Genomic DNA, 21997 nt, shown 5'->3' on the forward strand with positions numbered 1-21997 from the left:
CAACCCTGAATGCCCTGCACTCAGGCGGTTTGGGGTGCCGCGATGCAGGCCTTTACCATTCGCTGCAGTTGCGGCACACAGGAGCCGCAATGGGTGCCGCATTTCAGTGCGCTTTGCAGGGAGGCAAGGCGTTCGGGGGCTGAGCCCTGGGCTTGGTCCAGGTGCGCCTCAATCGCCATATCGGTCACGTTGAAGCAAGCACACACGGACTTGCCGCGCGATACCACTTGCACCGGTGGATTGGCACCGGGCAGGAGCAGGGCGCGGCCATAGTCTTGGGCCGGCAGCTCGTCTTGCAGCAGCGTGGTGATCCAGCCTTGAGCACGGGTGTCTCCGGCCAACAGGAAACCTTCCAGCGTGGCGTGGTCCTCGCCCCGTTGCAGCAGCGCGGCCCGGCGCTGTCCCCGTTTTTTGTCGGCGTAGCGGACCACATAAGGGTTGTCCAGATTCAATAGCGATTCGATCTGCGCCAGCAGCGCGTCGTCTGGTGCCTCGGTGTGACTGGCGCGAAACAACAGGCCGGTTCGCTCTGACGTGGGGCTGGAGAAAGGCACACAACTTGCGAAAGAAAACTGCGCCATCAAGGGCTTGAGCTCGGAGTGCGCGGCCAGCACATGGTCGCCCGGCAGCCAGGCCACGGCCAGCAGCGACCAGGGCAGTTCGGCCTTCAGGACCTTGACGGCGGCGTGTTTGAACTCAGGCTGTTTGGAGACCGGGCAAAAGGCCGAGGTCGTGAGCGCGTTGACGCCCGCCAACCGCTGGCCGGTGGCGCTGATACCACTGATGTATTCCTCGCCCCAGTGCATCGCCATGAAGACCTGGCTCATGCCCAGTTCCGGGCTGGCTTGCACCGGCACCAGAATGGAGCCGCGCTTGCTGGTGAGGTGCACCAAATCGCCCTCTTTTAAAAGGCGGCGTGCCATGTCTTGCGGGTTCATTTGCAGCGCTGGTTCGCTGACGTGACCAAACAGCTTGCCCAGCGTGCCAGTGCGGCTCATGCCGTGCCACTGGTCGCGCAGGCGCCCGGTGGTCAGCGAGAACGGGTAGCGTGACTCACGCGGCTCGGCCACCGGTTGGTAGGTGGCGTTGATGAAGCGGGCGCGGCCGTCGGGGGTGGGGAAAATACAGTCTTGGTATAGCCTTGGTTGGCCGTGGCTTGCGCCTTCGGGCATCGGCCATTGTTGGGGTGAGTCCTCCAGCGCGGCGTAACTCAGGCCGGTGATGTCGAGGTCGCGGCCCCGGGTCGATTCGCGGTGCTCGTGCCAGATGGATTCCGGGGTTGGGTAGGGAAAAAGGGTGTGCTTCGGTCCGATCCCCATGGCTTCGAGCCGGTGTGCAAAGTCGACACCGATTTGCCAGTCGTGGCGTGCTTGGCCGGGGGCGCTCACGGCGGCGCGCACGCGGGAGATGCGGCGTTCGCTATTGGTCACCGTGCCTTCTTTTTCGCCCCAGGTGGTCGCGGGCAGCAACAGGTCAGCGTAGCGACAAGTGGCCGTGGTGGCGAAGGCTTCTTGCACCACCACGAACTCGGCGCGCGCCAAAGCACGGCGCACGGTGGTCTGGTCGGGCATGGATTGCGCGGGGTTGGTGCAGGCAATCCACAGCGCTTTGATCTCGCCATCGGCGGCGGCCTGGAACATCTCAATCGCCGTTTTTCCCGGTTTGGCGGGCACGTCGGGGATACCCCACAGCGCCGCCACTTCGGCGCGGTGCACAGGGTTGCTCAGGTCGCGGTGCGCGGACAGCAGGTTGGCCATGCCGCCAACTTCGCGTCCGCCCATGGCGTTGGGCTGGCCGGTCAGTGAAAAGGGTCCGGCGCCGGGTTTGCCGATCTGCCCGGTGGCGAGGTGCAGGTTGATCAGCGCGGTGTTTTTGGCGGTGCCGCTGCTGGACTGGTTCAGGCCCTGGCAGTAGAGGCTGAGGGTCGGTGTGCGGCTGGTATTTGCAAAGCTGGTGCCTTGCGTGCCATCTGGCAAATTGGCTGTGCCCTGCAGCCCTGCAAACAGTTGAGCCGCCTTGAATAAATCTTCTTTGGCGATGCCGCAGGTTTGCGCCACCACTTCCGGCGTGCAGTCTCGCACGGTGGCTTTGAGAGCATCAAAACCCGTGGTGTGGGCGCCCAGATAGGCGGTGTCTATCCAGCCTTCCCACAGCATGATGTGCAGCATGCCGTTGAACAGCATCACGTCGGTGCCGGGTTGGATGGGTAGAAATAAATCAGCAATCTCGGAGGTGTCGGTTCGGCGCGGATCGCACACCACAATTTTCAAAGCGGGGTTGGCGCGGCGGGCATCTTCGATGCGGCGAAACAGGATCGGGTGCGCGTAGGCGGTGTTGGAGCCGACGATAAAAATCGTGCCTGCATGGTTCACATCGTCGTAGCAGGTGGGGGGCGAATCCATGCCCAGCGTCTGCTTGTAGCCAGCCACCGCGCTGCTCATGCACAGACGCGAATTGCTGTCGATGTTGTTGGTGCCGATCAGGCCTTTGGCCAGTTTGTTGAAGACGTAGTAGTCCTCGGTCAGCAACTGGCCAGAGATGTAGAAACCCACCGCATCGGGGCCGTGTTCGGTGATGACTTGGCTGAATTTGTCGGTGGCCAGGTTCAGCGCGGCGTCCCAACCGAGGCGCTGCGGTGCCACGCCGCGTTGCAGGCGGCGCATCGGTTGTAGCAACCGGGTTTGCTGCGAGACGCTGGCGCTGGCTGTGAGGTGCAGCGTGGCGCCCTTGGTGCAGAGTCGCCCGAAGTTGGCCGGGTGATCGGGGTCGCCGCGCACCCCGGTGATCTGGTTGCCAGCGGTTTCGATGACAACGCCGCAGCCGACGCCGCAGTAGGGGCAGGTAGATTTGGTTTCCATCATGGCAGCCTTCATCAGCGTGTGGGTCAGGTCGTCAACGCTGCTTTGCAAGCCGGCCCGGCGGTGGGCGTCGTGAGGTCCAGCGCGTGGCTGGCGAGTTCATGCGCATCCAGCAGCACCGCACCGTCTTCCACCTTCACGCTGAATTTGGGCGTGCAGCCCTCGTCAGGCGCTGCTGCCTGGCCGGTGCACATGCCTATGTTCCAGTTGTGCAGCGGGCAGGCCACGCTGCTGCCAAACACAATGCCTTGCGACAACGGGCCGCCCTTGTGCGGGCAGCGGTCGAGCAGGGCAAACACCTCGTCCTGGGCGTTGCGAAACACCGCCACGTCCATGCCTTGCGGACGCGCCACACAGCGGGCACCCAAAACCGGGATATCCGATACCAGACAGATTTTTTTCCAGTTGCTCATTTGTCAATCTTTCTGCTATATTTTTTATAGCTTCTTGCGCAAGTAATACGGGGGCTAGAGGCTTATTTCTTATAAATATATAGCGTTCAGGCCGGGATCGCCAGCTTGTCGAACTGCCGGGTATCGACCTCGGCTTTGTCGAACTCAAACCACGGATCGGGCTCGCCGTCCAGTGCAAACTGCAGGTTCTCCCACAGCGCTTGGCGGCCTTCGTGGTCGTCCAGAATCTTCTTCTTGACGTAGTCCAGACCGACGCGGTTCACGTAATGCACGGTGCGTTCCAGGTACCAGCCCTCTTGCCGGTACAACTCAATGAACGCGCCGGTGAACTCCAGTACTTCGGCACTGGTTTTGAGCTTGACGAAGAAGTGCGCCACTTCGGTTTTGATGCCGCCATTGCCCGCCACATACATCTCCCAGCCGCTGTCGACGCCGATGATGCCGACGTCCTTGATGCCGGCCTCGGCGCAATTGCGCGGGCAACCGCTGACCGCGTATTTGACTTTGTGCGGGGCATACATGCGCCACATGGCGCGCTCCAGGTCCTTGCCCATTTGCGTGCTGTCTTGCGTGCCCATGCGGCACCATTCCGAGCCGACGCAGGTTTTGACCGTGCGCAGTGCTTTGGCGTAGGCGTGGCCGCAAGGCATGCCGATGTCTTTCCAGACGTTTTGTAAATCTTCCTTCTTCACCCCCAGCAAGTCGATGCGCTGGCCGCCGGTGACCTTGACCGTAGGAATGTTGTACTTCTCCACCACGTCGGCAATGCGGCGCAGTTCGCTGGCGTTCGTCTCACCGCCCCACATGCGCGGGATGACGGAGTAGGTGCCGTCCTTCTGGATATTGGCGTGGCTGCGCTCGTTGATGGCGCGGCTTTGCGGGTCGTCCTTCGCAAGTTTGGGCCAGCTGCTGGTGACGTAGTAGTTGACCGCCGGGCGGCAGCTTGGGCAGCCGTTGGGCGTCTTCCATACCATGAATTTATAGACGCTGTCGATAGTCAGCAGCTTGTTGTTTCGAATGGCTTCGCGCACCGCCTGATGGCCGTGGTCGGTGCAGGCGCATAGGGCCTTGGTCTTGGGCGTGGCCGAGTAGTCGCCACCCGCCGTGAACATCAGCAGTTGCTCCACCAGCCCGGTGCAGGAGCCGCACGATGCGCTGGCTTTGGTCTGCTTGCGCACTTCGTCCAGCGTGAACAGCCCTTTGTCCTTGATCGCTTTGCAGATGGTGCCTTTGGTGACGCCGTTACAACCGCAAACTTCGTCGCTGTCCGCCATGGCTGCGGCCTTGTTGTGGCCTTGGTGGCCGACATCGCCGATGTTGGACTCGCCAAACATCAGCTTGTCGCGGATGTCAGAAATTGAGCGGCCATCGCGCAACAATTTGAAGTACCAGCTGCCGTCCACCGTGTCGCCGTAGAGGCAGGCGCCGATCAACTTATCGTCCTTGATGACCAGCTTTTTGTAGACGCCCGCAAACGGGTCGCTCATCACGATTTCTTCGGTGTTCTCGCCGCCCATGAACTCGCCAGCGCTGAATAAATCAATGCCGGTGACCTTGAGTTTGGTCGAAGTCAGCGAGCCCAGGTAGCGACCAATGCCGAACTCGGCCAGGTGGTTGGCCGCTACTTTGGCCTGTTCAAACAAAGGCGCGACCAGCCCGTAGGCTATGCCGCGGTGCGCCGCACATTCGCCGACCGAGTAGATGCGGGCATCGGTCACGGTTTGCAGCGTGTCGGTGACGACAATGCCCTTGTTGCAGTGCAAGCGCATGGACTCGGCCAATGCGGTGTTGGGACGAATGCCCACGGCCATCACCACCAGGTCGGCGGGCGCCACGGTGCCGTCCTTGAATTTGATGGCGGTGACGCGACCCTCCGGCCCGCCCACCAACTCTTGTGTCTGTGCGCCCAACAGGAATTTCAGGCCGCGTTCTTCCAGAGATTTTTGCAGCAGTTTGCCGGCCACGCTGTCCAGTTGGCGCTCCATCAGGGTCGGCATCACATGCACCACGCTCACCGTCATGCCACGCAGCATCAGACCGTTGGCTGCTTCGAGTCCGAGCAAGCCGCCACCAATGACGATCGCGTGCTGGTATTTGGTCGCAGCGTCGATCATCGCGTTGGTATCGGCAATGTCACGGTAGGCAATCACGCCTGCCAAATCCTTGCCGGGAATGGGCAGGATGAAAGGAGTAGAGCCGGTGGCCATCAGCAGGCGGTCGTACCCGGTGCTGATGGTTTCGCCCGTTGCGTTGGTGGCATGCACCAGGCGCTTGATGCGGTCCACTTCGGTGACTTTCCAGCCTGCATGGAGGGTGATGCTGTTGTCTTTGTACCAGTCCCATGAGTTCAAAATGATCTCGTCAATGGTCTGCTCGCCAGCCAGCACGGGCGACAACAAAATCCGGTTGTAGTTGGGGTGTGGCTCGGCGCCAAAGACGGTGATGTCGTACAGGTCGGGCGCTATTTTCAGCAGCTCTTCGAGCGTGCGGACACCGGCCATGCCGTTGCCAATCATGACGAGTTTTTGTTTGGTTTTGGGGGCTGCGCGCATGTCCATGATGGTTCCTGTTCGGTGTTGGTTACGCAGCTTTCTCTACATGCGACTGGCGCGTGTAGAGAAAGTCAATCACGGCCTTGCGGTAGTGCAGGTACTGGGCGCTGTCGGCCAACTCCACCCGGTTGCGCGGGCGTGGCAGATCGACGCTGAGCACCTCGCCGATGGTGGCGCTGGGGCCGTTGGTCATCATCACAATCTTGTCTGACAGCAGCACCGCTTCGTCCACATCGTGCGTCACCATCACAACCGTGCTTTGGGTCTTGGCGACGATTTGCAGCAACTCGTCTTGCAGTTTGGCGCGGGTTAGGGCGTCGAGCGCTCCAAAGGGCTCGTCCATCAGCAGCACTTTGGGTTCCATCGCCAGGGCCCGGGCAATGCCGACGCGCTGTTTCATGCCGCCCGAGATTTCGCCAGGGCGTTTTTGCGCGGCAGCGGTCAAACCGACCAAGGCCAGCGCGGCATCGGTGCGGGTCTTGAGCTGGGCTTTGTTCTCGGACGAGGCGCCAGTGGTTTTGTTGGCCGCACCAAAGACGCGCTCAATGCCGAGGTACACGTTCTCGAAGCAGGTCAACCAGGGCAAGAGAGAATGGTTCTGAAACACCACCGCCCGCTCAGGGCCAGGGCCAGCGATTTCGCGGTTGGCACAGAGCAAGTGGCCCTGCGTAGGCAGGGTCAAACCCGCAATCAGGTTCAGCAAGGTGGACTTGCCGCAACCTGAGTGGCCGATGAGCGCCACGAACTCGCCTTTGGCCACATTCAGGTTCACGTATTGCAACGCGCAGAAGGGACCTTTTCGGGTCTTAAAAACTTGCTCAACGCCAGAGATTTCAATGTAATTGGTGTTCATGACTTGACCTCTTCAAACGTGAATGCGGTGGCGATTTTGATCAGGGCGTATTCCAGAATCAGGCCGACGATGCCAATCACAAAGATGGCGATGATGATGTTTTTGACGTTCAGGTTGTTCCACTCGTCCCACACCCAGAAGCCGATGCCGACGCCGCCGGTCAACATTTCTGCGGCGACGATCACCAACCACGCGGTGCCGACCGCGAGGCGCACGCCGGTCAGCATGTAGGGCAGCACCGAGGGGAACAAAATCTTGGTGACGATCTTCCATTCGGACAGGTTCAGCACCCGCGCCACGTTCATGTAATCCTGCGGCACACGTTGCACACCGACCGCGGTGTTGATGATCATGGGCCAGATCGAGCAGATAAAAATCGTCCAGATCGCTGCCGGGTTGGCGCCTTTAAAAACCAGCAAGCCAATCGGCAACCAGGCCAGTGGGGACACCGGGCGCAACAGGCTGATGAGTGGGTTAAACATGCGGCTCAAAAACTCAAACCGGCCGACCATGAAACCAACCGGAATACCGACCGCTGCCGCCAAACCAAAGCCGACCGCCACACGCTCCAGCGAGGCCAGAATGTTCCAGCCCACGCCTTGGTCGTTCGGGCCTTTGCGGTAGAACGGGTCACTGAAAATGATGACCGCTTGTTTGAAGGTCTCGGTCGGCGACGGGATGCTGCTGGCAGTCGAGATCGACACCAGCGCCCAGACGCCAATCAGCAGCATCAAGCCGAAAATCGGCGGCAGCACCGCCAGCCAGAAAGCGCGTCGGTCATACGACTGCTTGACCGCCACAGCCACGAAGTCGCGGCCTCGTGCTCGTTGGTGATGCTCGCCACCGGCTGTTTTTTTCTGACTGATGTCGGCGGCAGGCGTTGTCGGCGCCACCGGATTTTCGAGCGGGGAATGAAAAACGGCGCTGGTCATGGTGTTCTCCTGAGGGGGTTAGCGCCCTCTCCTTGTGGGAGAGGGTTGGGGGTGAGGGCGGTTTCAGGCCTTGATCTTGAATCCGTCGGCGTATTTCTTGGGGTCTTTGCCATCCCACACCACGCCGTCCATCAGCTTGGCTGAGCGCATCACATCCTTCGGGATAGGTGTCTTGCTGGCAGTCGCGGCCTGCTTGTAGATGTCGATCTGGTTGATCTGCTTGGCCACTGCCAGATAGTCAGGGTGGTCCTTGAGCAAGCCCCAACGTTTTTGCTGGGTGAGGAACCACATGCCGTCTGACAGGTATGGAAAATTGACCGCGCCGTCGTTGTAGAACTTCATGTAGTTCGGGTCGTCCCAAGTCTTGCCCATGCCATTTTGGTAGCGGCCCATGATGCGCTGGTTGATCGCGTCGACGCTGGTGTTGACATAGGACTTTTCGGCAATGGTCTCGGCCATTTTGTTTTTGTTGGCCAGACCTGCGTCAATCCAGCGTCCGGCTTCCAGAATGGCTGCCGTCACAGCGCGCGCCGTGTTCGGGTATTTCTTGACAAAGTCGCCGGTGGTGCCGAGCACCTTTTCGGGGTGGTCTTTCCAGATGTCTTGCGTGGTGGCCGCCGTGACGCCGATGCCGTCGATGATGGCGCGGTGGTTCCAGGGTTCGCCCACACAAAAACCGTCCATATTGCCGACTCGCATATTGGCCACCATCTGCGGTGGTGGCACGGTGATGACCTTGGCGCCCTTGATCGGGTCAATGCCGTTGGCCGCCATCCAGTAGTACAGCCACATGGCGTGGGTGCCGGTCGGAAAGGTCTGGGCAAAAATGTATTCGCGCTTTTCGGCCGCCATCAGTTTGGCGAGGCCGGCACCGTCCACGGCTCCCTTGTCGGCGAGTTTTTTGGAGAGCGTGATGGCCTGGCCGTTTTGGTTCAGCGTCATCAGCACGGCCATGTCTTTTTTGGCACCACCGACCCCGAGATGCACGCCGTAAATCAGGCCGTACAAGACGTGGGCAAAATCGAGTTCGCCAGTGACCAGTTTGTCGCGCACACCAGCCCAACTAGCTTCCTTGGTAGGAATAATTTTGACGCCGTATTTCTTGTCGATGCCGAGCGCCGAGGCCATCACCACGCTGGCGCAATCGGTCAGCGGAATGAAGCCGATTTTGACCTCGGTCTTTTCGGGTGCATCGGAGCCGCCCGCGTAAACAACCGAGCGCAGGGCCGGGCTGATGCCCACTGTGCCGATGGCTGCCGTTTGCAATACCGCACGGCGGCTGAGGCTGGATTTAAGAAGATCAGTCATGGCAACGTTCCTTAAAGTGTTGGGGAATGTCCCGCAAGGTTTCAGAAATAAAAAAGGCGTCCACACAGGCTTCAAAACGCTTTCGCGCGATGAAGCCGTGGGGACGCCTTTGTCCGGTTACGAAGTTCCGAATCCGCCGTTGGACCCGAACCCTCGCTTGGCCCTTGCGGGTTACGGAGTTATCTAAGCAATGACTGTGCCAGTTTTATGAAAGACTCATTTGCTATTTAATTAATAGCTGTTTACGCAGGTGGTATGTGGGCTACACGCCATTTATATCCTTAACCTTGTGCCAAGCACTGTTGTTGTGCGGTGCACCAATTCAGGGTTGGCGTAGGCCAGAGAGCTACTAACTTTGCGGAGTTCGCATATTTTGTACACTGTGGAACGACATGCAAAACCAACAGCGCATTGACGCAGAAGCACAATTTTTCGAGGGCAATCGGCACATGGCGGCCGGCAATTTCGACGCCGCCGAAAACTGCTTTCGACAAGCCATCCGACTGGCTCCTGATTTGTCTGAAGCCTATGGCAATCTTGGTTTCGTCATGGACCACCAAGGGGACGTCGTGCAAGCGGAAGACTGCTATCGGCAGTCCTTGGCGCTGGACCCGGGGAGTTCGACGCTGCACCTGAATCTTGGGGCGCTGCTGGCCAGCCAGAAACGATTTAAGCAGGCTCAGGCAGCCTACGAAGAGGCCATTTTTCATGAACCACAATCACCGGCCGCCTGGTCAAACCTGGGGGCACTGTTTGCGGGCATGAAGCGTGAGGAGGAAGCCGAGAGTTGTTTGCGAAAAGCGATTCAGCTGGATGGCTCCTATGCCAAAGCACATTTCAATCTAAGCTATCTGTTGTTGCGCCAGGGCCGTTTTGAGGAAGGTTTGCGAAGTCTGGAGGCGCGAGATTGGTACACCGCACTGGCGAACTATCTGGCGTGTCCACGCTGGCAAGGCGAATCGCTGGTTGGCAAATCCCTGCTGATTGGTTATGAGGCCGGTCATGGCGACATGATTCAGTTTTGCCGCTATGCGAAGGCGCTCAAGGCGCAAGGTGCGGGCCGCATCACGCTGTTGTGTCACCCGGCCTTGAAGACGCTGCTGATGACGCTGGACAGTGTGGATGCGGTCATGGCTTATGACGAGAACATCCCCAAGTCTGGCTGGGATTTCTGGACGCCATTGATGAGCATTCCCTACTATTGCCAGACACGCGCCGAAAATATTCCAGCCGAGATTCCTTACCTTCAAGCCAACGCGGGGTTGATGCCGAAGTGGCGTGACGCGTTACCTGACGCTAGCCTGCGGGTGGGTCTGGTTTGGAAAGGCAACCCGAAATTTGAAAATGACGCCGATCGTTCGCTGGCGAGTCTGGACCTGCTGGCGCCTTTGGGAGCCGTGAAACAGGCTTGCTTTATCAGTCTGCAAAAAGGCGAAGGTGAAGACGAGGCTTTGCGGCCACCGACCGGACTTTCCCTGCTGGCTCTGGGGTCCCAGATGACGGACTTTGCCGATGCGGCGGCCATTGTGGCTCAACTTGACCTGGTGATTTGCGTGGACACCGCCATGGCGCATTTGACGGCGGCGCTGGGCAAACCATGCTGGTTGTTGCTGCCAGATTACATGACCGACTGGCGATGGGGAAGTGAAGGTGCCGGTTCCTTGTGGTACCCCGGCGTCATGCGAATTTTTCGTCAGTCCCAGCCCGGCGACTGGAACGCTGTCGTCAACGATGTGGTGGCCGCCTTGCAGGAATTTGCGACCGCAAGGCTGTCGTCAACCTCCTGAGTGATTTACTTCGTCGCGGAGGCACCGCCGCCCAGCGTTTTGTACAACGCCACCTGGTTTTGTAAATAAGCCAGCCGGGTTTGCACCAGCGCCTGCTGCACGGCAAATTGCGAGCGTTGGGCGTCCAACCAGTCAAGCTGGCTGGCGGCGCCGTTCTCATAGCGCAGGTTGGTCAGACGCAAGCGGGTGCTTTCGGCATCCAGTTGTGCTTGGGTGGCTTGCACTTGGCGATCCAGTGCCTCGCGCCCGGCCAGTGCATCGGCCACTTCACGGAAGGCGCTTTGGATGCTTTTCTCATACTGGGCCACGGCAATCGCGCGCCCGGTTTTGGCGGAATCCAGCCCGGCCTGATTGCGCCCGGCATCGAACAGCGGCAGCAACAGTTGCGGCGCCATCGTGAAGCCCCAAGAACCGTCTTTGAACAGTCCCGCCAGTTCGCTGCTGCCCGAACCTAAACCAGCGGTCAGCGAGATGCGCGGAAAGAAGGCGGCCCGTGCGGCACCAATATTGGCATTGGCCGCAATCAGTTGTTGTTCGGCCTGACGGATGTCGGGGCGGCGCGTGAGCAGGTCCGAGGGCAACCCGGCGGGCAGTTCCGCCAAGCGCATTGAGGTGAGCTTTGTACTTGGCAGGAGGCCGCGCACGTCAGTTGGCAGGCCTTGGCCCAGCAACAGAACGAGGGCATTTTCATCCAGTGCGCGCTGGCGTTGCTGTTGTGCCTGTGTGACACGGGCGGCTTCCACCAGCGATTGGGCCAGGCGCAGGTCCAGTTCGGACGAGGCACCGATGTCAAAACGCAGTTGCACCAGTTTGTAGGAGGCTTCGCGGGTCGCCAGTGTTTGCTGCGTGAGGGCCAGCAGTTCCTCGTCGGCCAGCAAACCAAGCCAGCTTTGAGCGACGGTGGCAATCAGGCTGATCTGGGCAGTCTGGCTGCCTTCGGTGGTGGCTAGGTATTGAGCCAGCGCCTGTTCTTTAAGGCTGGCGACGCGGCCAAAGAAATCAATCTCGTAGGCGGTGACGAGCAAGCCGGCGCTGTAGACGCTGGTAATGCCACCGTTGCTACTGGGCGTGCGCGAACCGGTGACCGCAGCGTTCAAAGTGGGGAACTGGTCCGCTCGCTTGATGCCTAGTTGTGCGCGAGCTTGTTCGATGTTGAGCACTGCCACACGCAGGTCGCGGTTGTTGGCCAGGGCGGTGTCGATCAGGCGGCGCAGCGTGGCGTCGGTGAAATAGTCTTGCCAGGCGACGTCTGCCACCGCAGGGCTGGCCGGGGCAGTTTTGAGCGTGGAACCGGGCCACTGCGCCTCGATTGGCGCTGCCGGGCGCTCGTAGGTCGGGATCATTGAGCAGCCAGCCAGCAAGGCGACTGCGGCTACCGCAGCCAAGGCCAGGCTGAACGGCACTTGCCGGGCGAAGGAGTTTTGACGTGTCTTCATGAGCAGTGTGGGGTTGGGGGTGTTATTCATGCTCAGCCTCGTGGTGTTGCTTGACCACTTTGGCATCGTGTTCGTGCTGGCGCTGACTGCCCTTGAAGAAACTGCGCACCAGCACAAAGAAGGCGGGAACAAATGTGACGGCCAGCACCGTGCCGGTGATCATGCCGCCAATCACGCCGGTGCCAATGGCGCGCTGACTGGCCGAACTGGCGCCAACGGCGAGGTAAAGTGGAAGCACGCCCAGGGTGAACGCCATCGAGGTCATGATGATGGGGCGAAAGCGCAAGTGGGCAGCTTCCAGCGCGGACGCCATCAGGCTCTTGCCTTCGGCCTGCAGGTCTTTGGCGAATTCAATGATCAGAATCGCATTCTTGGAAGCCAGACCGATGATGGTGATCAGGCCGATCTGGAAGTAAACGTCATTCGACATGCCGCGCAGCAGGGTGGCCAGCACCACGCCGAGCACGCCGAGCGGCACCACCAGCAGCACCGCGAATGGGATCGACCAGCTTTCATACAGCGCACCCAGGCACAGGAACACGGCCAACAGTGAGAAGCCATACAACACCATGGCCTGTGCGCCCGCGAGTTTTTCTTCTCGCGACTGACCGGTCCACTCAAAACCAAAGCCTTCCGGCAGCTTGGTGGCGAGTTTTTCCATCTCCGCCATGGCGTCGCCGGTGCTGAAGCCGGGGCCAGCATCGCCGGAAATTTTCATGGCCGGGTAGCCGTTGTAGCGCACGGTTTGCATCGGTCCGGTGATCCAGCGGGTGCTGGCGAAGGCGGAGAGTTGGACCAATTGGCCACTGCTGTTGAGCACAGGCAACTCAAGGATCCTTTCGGGCTGCATGCGAGCGGATGCCTCGGCCTGGACGATCACGCGCTGCAAGCGGCCATCGTTGGGAAAGTCGTTGATGTAGTTGGAGCCCAAGGCGGTCGACAGTGCGCTGTTGACGGCATCAAAACTAACGCCCAGTGCGCTGGACTTGCTGCGGTCGATGTCAATTTGCATCTGCGGTGCGTCTTCCATGCCGTCAGGGCGCACGCCGGCGAGCACTTTGCTCTGGCTGGCCATACCGAGCAGCATATTGCGCGCATTCAACAGGGCCGCGTGGCCTTTGCTGCCGCGGTCCTGCAGTCGGAACGTGAAGCCGGTCGCATTGCCCAACTCGGGGATCGGCGGTGGGCTCAGGGCAAAGATGAAGGCGTCATGCAGGCCCATCAGCGCGCCAAAAGCGCGCTTGGCCACCATCTGGGCTGAATGTTCGTCACCGCTGCGTTCGTCCCAGTTCTTGAGCATGATGAATGCCAAGCCCGCATTTTGTCCCTGTCCAGAGAACGAATAGCCAGCCACGGTGACGATGTTGGCGATCTCGGGTTGCTTGAGCATGTAGCCTTCGACCTGTTCCAGCACGGTACGGGTTCGTTCCTGGGAAGCACCGGGCGGCAGTTGCACATTGGCCAGGATATAGCCCTGGTCTTCATTGGGTAGGAAAGAAGTCGGCAAACGGACGTAAATGAGTCCGACGACGCCGATCAGCAGGGCGTAGACGATCATCATCCGGCCCGCGCGCGGGAGGAGCTTGGCGAGTCCGGTCTCGTAGTTTTTGGCGGTGGACTTGAACTTGCGGTTGAACCAGCCAAAGAAGCCGGTTTTTTCCAGATGGTGCCCCGCCTCAACCGGTTTGAGCAGCGTGGCGCACAGGGCCGGGGTCAAAGACAGCGCCAGGAAGGCCGAAAAGGCGATTGAGGTGGCCATCGTGGCGGAGAACTGACGGTAAATGTTGCCGGTAGAACCGGCGAAAAAGGCCAGCGGCACAAACACCGAGATCAGCACCACGGTAATGCCGATGATGGCGCCCGAGATCTGGCCCATCGCTTTGCGCGTGGCCTGCAACGGGGGCAGGCCTTCTTCGCTCATGATGCGCTCGACGTTCTCCACTACCACAATCGCGTCATCGACCACGATGCCGATGACCAACACCATGCCGAACATGGTCAGCACATTGATCGAGAAGCCCATGGCCAGCAGGGCGCCGAAAGTACCCAGCAGGGCGACAGGCACCACGATGGTCGGAATGATGGTGTAGCGGATGTTCTGCAGAAACAGGTACATCACCAAGAACACCAGCACGATGGCTTCCAGCAGGGTCTCAATCACTTTGCCGATAGACACCGTGATAAAGATCGAGCTGTCGTAAGGAATGGCGTAACTCACGCCCGGCGGGAAGAAGGTCTGCAATTCGGCCAGTTTGGCCTTGATTGCTTTTGCGGTGGCCAGTGCGTTGGCGGTGGGCGTGAGTTGCACGCCCATGCCGACTGCCGCCTGGCCGTTCAGACGTGCGCTGGTGGCGTAACTCTGAGCCCCCAGTTCGATGCGGGCAACATCTTTCAGGCGCACCGACGAACCGTCGGTGTTGGCGCGCAGCTGGATATTGCCGAACTCGGCGATCGAGGTCAGCTGACCCGGTACGACGATGGTGGCGGTCACGGTCTGGTTGGCGGCGCTGGGCAGGTCGCCCAGATTACCGGCCGAAATCTGCGCGTTTTGCGCACGAATAGCGGCATTCACCTGGTCAATTGATAGGTTGAAGCCTTTTAGTTTGGCGGGTTCAATCCAGACCCGCATGGCGCGCTCGGAGCCAAATTGCGTGACGGTGCCGACGCCTGCCAGCCGCTGCAGTTCGGGCAAGATGTTGCGGGCGGCATAGTCATTGAGCATGTCGATGCTGACGTCCGGGCTCTTGGACGAGAGCATGGCGAACAGCAAGAAGTTGGAGCGCGCTTTCTCAACCCGCACGCCCTGTTGTGTAACAGCTGCCGGCAAGCGCGGGGTGGCCCGGGCCAAGCGGTTTTGCACGTCCACTTGCGCCATGGCCGGGTCGGTGCCGGGCTCAAAACTCAGAGAGATCATGCCCGTGCCATTGGCCTGGCTTGTGGTTTCCATGTAGGCCAGGCCGGTGGCGCCGTTCATTTCGCGCTCAATCACAGCCAGCACGCTGTCTTCAAGGGTTTGCGCGGTGGCGCCGGGGTAGGCGGCCGAGATTTGAATGGTCGGCGGGGCGACCGTGGGGTACTGGGCCACTGGCAGCTGCTTGATCGAGACAGCACCCAGAACCATGATGAAAATGGCGATCACCCACGCAAAGATGGGGCGCTCAATAAAAAATTTAGCCATGAACCGGGTTCCTTAGCGAGCGGCGCTGGAAGCTGCGCTGGCGGGCGCGGCAGGGGCACTGGCGGCAGTAGCTGCTGCGGTTGCAGCGGGCTTGCTGCCCAGTGCTTGCCAAGGCACCGGTTTGACGGTGATGGGGTCGCCGGGCTTGCCGCGAGGCAGTTTCTGGAAGCCATCGACCATCACCTGTTCGCCAGCTTTAAGGCCTTCTAGCACCACCCAGGTGTTGCCTTGTGCGGGGCCGAGTTTGATCGGGCGTGGGGTCAGGCGGTTGTCGGTACCAACCACCATGACAGAGTCGCCTTGCGCAGACCGGGTGACGGCTTGCTGTGGCAGCAGGATGGCACCACTGACTTGCGCTTGCTGCAGCTTGACGCGCACATACAGACCGGGCAAGAGTTGCTTCTCGGGGTTCGGAACTTCAGCGCGCAGTGTGACTTGTCCACTGGTGGCGTCTACCGTCAGGTCGGTGAACAGCAGGCGGCCGGTGTGGGCGTAGGTGCTGCCATCTTCCATGACGATGGTGACGCTGGCAGCACCTTTGCCGGCCTGTTTGTACTTGCCATTGGCCAGACCTGCCTTGAGCTTGAGCGCCTCGGAGGCCGACTGGGTGAAGTTGATGTACATCGGGTCAATCTGCTGGATGACGGCGAGTTGTGTCGCTTCACCCTGGCTGACCAGTGCGCCTTCAGTGACCAAAGCGCGGCCAATGCTGCCTGAAATCGGGGCGCTGACGGTGGCGTAGTTCAGGTTGATGCGGGCAGTTTGTACCGCAGCTTTGCCGATGGCGACGTCGGCTTCGGCCTGTTTGCTGGCGGCTTGTGCGCTCACATACTCTTGCTGGCTAATGGCTTTGGCTTCGGCCAGGGGTTTGTAGCGGTTGGCTTGGGCACTGGCTTGCATCAGGTTGGCCTCGGCTTTGGCCAGGCTGGCCTCGGCACTGGCAAAAGTAGCCTGGTAGGGGCTCGGGTCAATGGCAAATAAAGCCTGTCCGGCTTTGACATCGCTGCCTTCACGGAACAGTCGTTGTTTCAGGATGCCGGTGGCTTGCGCCCGCACTTGTGCCAGGCGCGAAGCTTCCAGACGACCGGGCAGTTCGTTGATCAGGCCGACTTCGCCTGGCGTGACGGTTACAACACCGACTTCAGCCGGCGGCATGCCGCCGGGTGGGCCAGCGGGTGGCGCCGTGTTCGGGCCGCAGCCTGCGAGCAAAGCCGCCAGACTGAGTGAGCTCAAGGCCAGTCGGCCAGTCAAAGAAGAGCGCTGTAAAACGGGGGCTGAGTTGGAATGGCGAGCGCACGGTGAAGACATGGTGGTTTCCCAGAATAAAGTCAAATGATCAGAAATTACGCCATCGTAGCGGGTGGCAATAATATGTAAAAATTATACATACAGTCGTGAATGTATGAAAAAATGGGGAATTGTTTTTGTTGTTGTCTGAAAGTACCCACCATGGCCCGTTGCACCAAAGAAGAAGCGCTTGCGACCCGAGACCGGTTGCTGGATGCGGCTGAACTGGTGTTTTCCGAAAAAGGGGTGTCCCGCACTTCCTTGCATGACATTGCTGAAGCAGCGGGCGTGAGCCGGGGGGCGATTTATTGGCATTTCAAGAACAAGGCGGATCTGTTCAACGCCATGATGGACCGCACGACCTTGCCGATGGAGGATGCTCTGCAGCAGATCGGGCACGATGCCGGGCAAGACCCCTTGGACGAGTTGCAGCGGGCAATTCTCGATGCCATGCGCAAGATTGCCCTGGACGAGCGGACCCGGCGGGTGTTTGAGGTGGCGACACTCAAAGTGGAGTACGTGGATGAACTGTTGGCGGTCAAGGCGCGCCATCTACAGTGCTATGTGGAGGGTGTTAGCCAGATGCAGCGCAGTCTCGAAGAGGCCGCCGTGCGACGCGCCACGCCCTTGCCGATGCCGCCTGCGGTGGCCGCGCAAGGCTTGCATGCGCTGGTGGTGGGGTTGATTCATACCTGGTTACTGGCGCCGACCTCGTTTGAGTTGGTGGTGGTGGCAGAAGCTGCGGTTTGCACCTACTTGGTCGGCCTGGGCTTGATGTCAGCCCAGCAAGTCGGCCATGTCCAGCATGCGCTGAGCCACGTCGGCCAGTTTTAAACCCTTGTCCATCGCGGCTTTGCGCAGTTTGGCAAAAGCCGCGGGTTCACTCAAGCCCTGACGCTGCATCAGCAAGCCCTTGGCCCGGTCAATCACTTTGCGGTCTTTTAACTCGGTGCTGAGTTCGCCCAGCTCGGTTTTGGTGTCGGCCAACTCCTGGCGCAGCGCCTGCTCGTGCTCAAAACGGGCCATCGCGACGTCAAGAATCGGGCGAATGCGCTCGGCCGACAAACCCGCCACGATGTAAGCCGACACGCCCGCCGCCACGGCGGCTTTGACGTGTGTGGTGTCGCTGTCGTTGGTGAACATGACGATAGGGCGGCGCGCATCGCGGGTCGCCATCACCACGTGCTCCAGGGCATCGCGCGCCTCGCTTTCGGCGTCCACGATGATCAGGTCGGGCTGCAACTGGGCCAGTCGTTCGGTTAAAAATACATCAGCCGGCAAACTGGCGACCAGATTAAAGCCATTTTCCAGCAGGCCAATGCGCAGGCTGCGCGAGCGCTCGGCCTGGTGGATGGCGTAGTCATCCGTCTGGTCTTCAATGGCCAGATCAGGGGCGACGACAACGATTCTCAGGGCTTGGTTCATAAATAAATTGGATGCAAGAATCACGCCATTTACTTCGGTTCTTGTTGGGATTGGCGCTGCCCTTCCCCTAAACTCGCTCGCTATGACGAAATACTTGCAAGTGTTGGGGATTGAGTCCTCGTGTGATGAAACCGGGGTCGCGCTGGTTGAGGTGCGCGGCAATGGGGTGCCCGTGCTGTTGGCCGACGCGCTTTACAGCCAGATTGAAATGCACCAGGCCTACGGGGGCGTGGTGCCTGAGTTGGCCAGTCGCGACCATATTCGCCGAGTGCTGCCTTTGACGGAGCAGGTGTTGGCGGCCTCGGGGCGGGCGCTGGAAGACATTGATGTGGTGGCTTTTACCCGTGGTCCCGGGCTGGCGGGTGCATTGCTGGTGGGCGCGGGTGTGGCCTGCGCGCTGGGCGCCGCTTTGGGTAAACCGGTGCTGGGCGTGCACCATCTTGAAGGGCATTTGCTGTCGCCGTTTTTGAGTGCCGATCCGCCTGAATTTCCGTTTGTGGCGTTGCTGGTCTCAGGTGGGCACACGCAGTTGATGCGGGTCGATGGGGTAGGGCGCTACGAAATGCTGGGTGAAACCATTGATGATGCCGCTGGCGAGGCGTTTGACAAGTCGGCCAAGTTGCTGGGTCTGGGTTATCCGGGTGGTCCAGCATTGTCAAAACTGGCTTTGTTGGGAGACCCGGGTGCCTTCAAGTTGCCGCGACCCTTGCTGCACAGTGGCAATCTCGATTTTTCATTTTCGGGTTTGAAAACGGCGGTGATGGTGCAGGCCAAGAAACTCGCTACGGCGCAAGACTGTGGGGTGGAAGCCTTGCCCGTGAATCAGTTGGCCGATCTGGCCGCTTCCACGCAAGCGGCGATTGTCGAAGTGTTGGTGAAAAAGTCGCTGACCGCCTTGAGTCAGACCGGTTTGAATCGCTTGGTGGTGGCCGGTGGCGTGGGCGCCAATCGACTCCTGCGCGAGCAACTCAATGCCGAATGTGCCAAGCGCCGGGTGCGCGTGCATTACCCCGAATTGCATTTGTGTACCGACAACGGCGCCATGATCGCCATGGCTGCGGCCATGCGTTTGCAGTCCGGTCAACAAACAGCCAGCGAGGTTTATGCATTTGATGTCAAGCCGCGTTGGCCGTTAAATATGATCTAAACAGGCTCTAGCCCCCGTGCAGTAAGCGTAAGCAGCTATTAAACATATAGCGTAGTGAAGGCGGGTTAATTGGCTCGTGATTCTTGAGGTCGGCGGCCGTGGTTATAATCCGACGGCTTTGCACTCCGCAGAGTCACACGTCAGGGGCAGTTCCAGCGCCTGACGCAAGTTTTAAATCAAACAGGAAATAAAAAATGATCGCATCCAGCATTAAAGCCGCTGTCGTTAAAGACAACGCACGCCAAGCCGGCGACACCGGTAGTCCTGAAGTCCAAGTGGCTTTGTTGACTGCCCGTATCAACGAACTCACTCCTCACTTCAAGACCCACGCCAAAGACCACCACGGTCGTCGCGGCCTGTTGCGCATGGTGAGCCGTCGCCGCAAACTGTTGGATTACCTCAATTCCAAAGACCACGAGCGTTATGTTGCCCTGATCGCCAAGTTGGGTCTGCGCAAGTAATCGTTAAATCGAATGATGAACGCCTGAGTTAGGTTACTAGCTCAGGCGTTTTTTACTTCGGAGTAGGCAATAACGGAGCGAAGCTGTGTCATTCCAGATGAATTCAGACCGAATTTTCCTGGAATGGCATCGTGTTCTGTGAGCTCAATCCGGGCTTGGGCGAGGTGGCCAGCACCTTGCAACTGTTTTTTAAATTGAACCAGGAAACACAAATGAGCATATTCAACAAAGTTACCAAGACCTTCCAATGGGGTCAAAACACCGTCACCATGGAAACCGGCGAAATCGCCCGCCAATCCACCGGCGCTGTGCTGCTGGACATGGACGGCACCGTCGTGTTGGCCACTGTGGTTGCCAAGACCGAAGGCAAAGCCGGTCAGGATTTCTTCCCTTTGACCGTTGATTACCTTGAAAAAACCTACGCTGCAGGCAAGATCCCCGGCAGCTTCTTCAAGCGCGAAGGCCGCCCCAGCGAGTTTGAAACGCTGACCAGTCGCCTGATCGACCGCCCCATTCGCCCCCTGTTCCCAGAAGGTTTCTTCAATGAAGTGCATGTGGTGGTTCACACGCTGTCGTTGAACCCTGAAGTGGATGCTGACATTGCGGCATTGATCGCTGTCAGCGCGGCGCTGTCGGTCAGCGGCATCCCATTCAGCGGCCCTATCGGCGCGGCTCGTGTGGGCTATGTCAACGGCGAATACGTGCTCAATCCAGGTCAAACGGCTCGCAAGGGTTCCATCATGGACCTCGTGGTGGCAGGTACCGAATCGGCCGTGTTGATGGTTGAGTCTGAAGCCCAGCAATTGTCAGAAGAAATCATGCTCGGCGCCGTGGTGTTTGGCCATGAGCAAGGCGCTATCGCCATCAACGCGATTCACGACCTGGTTCGTGACGCCGGCAAACCGATGTGGGATTGGAAAGCCCCCGTCAAGAACGAACCCCTGATTGCCAAAGTGGGCGCACTGGCCGGTGAGAAACTCGCCGCTGCTTACCAAATCCGCAACAAGCAAGCGCGCACCCGCGCTTGCCGCGAAGCCTACGCCGTTGTCATGGCCGACCTGAAGCTGGACGGCGTGCCGTTTGACAGCGTGGCGGTTGAAGGTATGTTGTTTGACATCGAAGCCAAGATTGTTCGCAGTCAGATTCTGGCCGGCGAGCCCCGCATTGACGGTCGCGACACACGCACCGTTCGCGCCATTGAAATCCGCAACGGCGTGCTGCCCCGCACCCACGGTTCGGCCTTGTTCACCCGTGGCGAAACCCAGGCTTTGGTGGTCACCACGCTGGGCACCGAGCGCGATGCACAACGCATTGACGCTTTGGCTGGCGAGTACGAAGACCGCTTCATGCTGCACTACAACATGCCTCCGTTCGCCACTGGCGAAACCGGTCGTGTGGGTACGCCAAAACGTCGCGAAATCGGTCACGGCCGTTTGGCCAAGCGCGCTTTGATGGCTGTGTTGCCAAGCAAAGAAGACTTTCCGTACACCATGCGTGTGGTGTCTGAAATCACCGAATCCAATGGTTCCTCGTCGATGGCTTCGGTCTGCGGCGGTTGCTTGTCTTTGATGGACGCTGGCGTTCCCATGAAAGCCCACGTGGCCGGTATCGCCATGGGTCTGATCAAGGAAGAAGGCCGCTTTGCTGTGCTGACCGACATTCTGGGTGACGAAGATCACCTCGGCGACATGGACTTCAAGGTAGCCGGTACCACCAACGGTATTACCGCGCTGCAAATGGACATCAAAATCCAGGGTATTACCAAAGAAATCATGCAAGTGGCGTTGGCTCAGGCCAAGGAAGCGCGCATGCACATTCTGGGCAAAATGACCGAAGCCATGGCTGAAGCCAAGACCGAAGTGTCCAACTTTGCGCCGCGTCTGTTCACCATGAAGATCAATCCCGAGAAGATTCGTGACGTGATCGGCAAAGGCGGCTCCGTCATTCGTGCGCTGACCGAAGAAACCGGTACCCAGATCAACATCGACGAAGATGGCACCATCACCATCGCGTCCGCTGATCCAGCGAAGGCCGAAGAAGCCAAACGCCGCATTCAACAGATTACCGCTGAAGTCGAAATCGGCAAGATCTACGAAGGCCCCGTCACCAAGATTCTCGATTTTGGCGCGCTGATCAACTTGCTGCCGGGTAAAGACGGTTTGTTGCACATCAGCCAGATCGCGCATGAGCGTGTCGAAAAAGTCTCTGATTACCTGACCGAAGGTCAGATCGTCAAAGTCAAGGTCATGGAAACCGACGAAAAGGGCCGTATCAAGCTGTCCATGAAGGTTTTGATGGACCGTCCGGCGCAAGTCTGATTGTTGAGTAGCTATTAATTTAATAGCTACTCACGCTTGCTG

The 21997-nt window shown here is 59.4% G+C and carries 16 protein-coding genes; 6 read left to right on the forward strand and 10 right to left on the reverse strand.

Translation table 11 applies throughout. The annotated features are described in order from the left end of the window. Positions 1–20: 20 nt before the first annotated feature. From WCG50_RS02495 to WCG50_RS02520, 6 genes are all read right to left on the reverse strand, one after another. Positions 21–2861, reverse strand: coding sequence for a molybdopterin-dependent oxidoreductase (locus tag WCG50_RS02495; protein WP_336898027.1), 2841 nt, complete (start codon positions 2859–2861; stop codon positions 21–23). Between the two features lie 23 nt (positions 2862–2884). After that, a complete protein-coding gene (nirD, locus tag WCG50_RS02500; protein ID WP_336897985.1) occupies positions 2885–3271 on the reverse strand; it encodes a nitrite reductase small subunit NirD in 387 nt (128 codons plus the stop codon). An 86-nt stretch (positions 3272–3357) separates the two neighbouring features. Beyond that, positions 3358–5829 carry a nitrite reductase large subunit NirB gene (nirB, locus tag WCG50_RS02505; protein WP_336897986.1) on the reverse strand — a complete coding sequence of 824 codons (2472 nt, stop codon included), beginning with the start codon at positions 5827–5829 and terminating at the stop codon, positions 3358–3360. Between the two features lie 22 nt (positions 5830–5851). Continuing rightward, on the reverse strand, positions 5852–6676 hold the full coding sequence (locus WCG50_RS02510; RefSeq protein WP_336897987.1) for an ABC transporter ATP-binding protein: 825 nt from the start codon (positions 6674–6676) through the stop codon (positions 5852–5854). Continuing rightward, positions 6673–7608, reverse strand: coding sequence for a nitrate ABC transporter permease (ntrB, locus tag WCG50_RS02515; protein ID WP_336897988.1), 936 nt, complete (start codon positions 7606–7608; stop codon positions 6673–6675). The genes WCG50_RS02510 and ntrB overlap by 4 nt, the downstream gene beginning before the upstream one ends. 63 nt (positions 7609–7671) lie before the next feature. Then, on the reverse strand, positions 7672–8916 hold the full coding sequence (locus WCG50_RS02520) for an ABC transporter substrate-binding protein (protein ID WP_336897989.1): 1245 nt from the start codon (positions 8914–8916) through the stop codon (positions 7672–7674). Here WCG50_RS02520 and WCG50_RS02525 point away from each other — a divergent pair. Next, on the forward strand, positions 8915–9103 hold the full coding sequence (locus WCG50_RS02525; RefSeq protein ID WP_336897990.1) for a hypothetical protein: 189 nt from the start codon (positions 8915–8917) through the stop codon (positions 9101–9103). The two genes, WCG50_RS02520 and WCG50_RS02525, sit on opposite strands and share 2 nt — an antisense overlap. Before the next feature lie 205 nt (positions 9104–9308). Next, positions 9309–10703, forward strand: coding sequence for a tetratricopeptide repeat protein (locus WCG50_RS02530; RefSeq protein WP_336897991.1), 1395 nt, complete (start codon positions 9309–9311; stop codon positions 10701–10703). A 5-nt stretch (positions 10704–10708) separates the two neighbouring features. Here WCG50_RS02530 and WCG50_RS02535 read toward each other — a convergent pair whose 3' ends face one another. The 3 genes from WCG50_RS02535 to WCG50_RS02545 are packed head-to-tail and all read right to left on the reverse strand — an operon-like array spanning position 10709 to position 16625. After that, positions 10709–12139 (reverse strand): efflux transporter outer membrane subunit, encoded by a 1431-nt coding sequence (locus WCG50_RS02535; protein WP_336898028.1) that lies wholly within the window; start codon positions 12137–12139, stop codon positions 10709–10711. A 22-nt stretch (positions 12140–12161) separates the two neighbouring features. Beyond that, positions 12162–15317 (reverse strand): efflux RND transporter permease subunit, encoded by a 3156-nt coding sequence (locus WCG50_RS02540; RefSeq protein ID WP_336897992.1) that lies wholly within the window; start codon positions 15315–15317, stop codon positions 12162–12164. Positions 15318–15329: 12 nt separating this feature from the next. Further along, positions 15330–16625, reverse strand: a complete 1296-nt coding sequence (locus WCG50_RS02545; protein WP_336897993.1) for an efflux RND transporter periplasmic adaptor subunit — start codon at positions 16623–16625, stop codon at positions 15330–15332. Between the two features lie 141 nt (positions 16626–16766). Between WCG50_RS02545 and WCG50_RS02550 the strand changes: the two genes are divergently transcribed. Beyond that, positions 16767–17438: a TetR family transcriptional regulator gene (locus WCG50_RS02550; protein WP_336897994.1), complete on the forward strand. Its 672-nt coding sequence runs from the start codon at positions 16767–16769 to the stop codon at positions 17436–17438. On the opposite strand, the gene WCG50_RS02555 is transcribed toward WCG50_RS02550, so the two are convergent. Continuing rightward, positions 17382–18029, reverse strand: coding sequence for an ANTAR domain-containing protein (locus WCG50_RS02555; RefSeq protein WP_336897995.1), 648 nt, complete (start codon positions 18027–18029; stop codon positions 17382–17384). The two genes, WCG50_RS02550 and WCG50_RS02555, sit on opposite strands and share 57 nt — an antisense overlap. A 94-nt stretch (positions 18030–18123) precedes the next feature. On the opposite strand from WCG50_RS02555, the gene tsaD reads away from it, so the two are divergent. From tsaD to pnp, 3 genes are all read left to right on the forward strand, one after another. Further along, positions 18124–19176, forward strand: coding sequence for a tRNA (adenosine(37)-N6)-threonylcarbamoyltransferase complex transferase subunit TsaD (gene tsaD / locus WCG50_RS02560; protein WP_336898029.1), 1053 nt, complete (start codon positions 18124–18126; stop codon positions 19174–19176). A 194-nt stretch (positions 19177–19370) separates the two neighbouring features. After that, positions 19371–19637: a 30S ribosomal protein S15 gene (gene rpsO / locus WCG50_RS02565; protein ID WP_336897996.1), complete on the forward strand. Its 267-nt coding sequence runs from the start codon at positions 19371–19373 to the stop codon at positions 19635–19637. Between the two features lie 212 nt (positions 19638–19849). Beyond that, positions 19850–21955 carry a polyribonucleotide nucleotidyltransferase gene (gene pnp, locus WCG50_RS02570; protein WP_336897997.1) on the forward strand — a complete coding sequence of 702 codons (2106 nt, stop codon included), beginning with the start codon at positions 19850–19852 and terminating at the stop codon, positions 21953–21955. The last annotated feature ends 42 nt before the right edge of the window (positions 21956–21997 follow it).

Origin of the sequence: Rhodoferax sp. (assembly GCF_037143375.1) — a bacterium.
In the GTDB taxonomy this organism is placed as follows: domain Bacteria; phylum Pseudomonadota; class Gammaproteobacteria; order Burkholderiales; family Burkholderiaceae_C; genus Rhodoferax.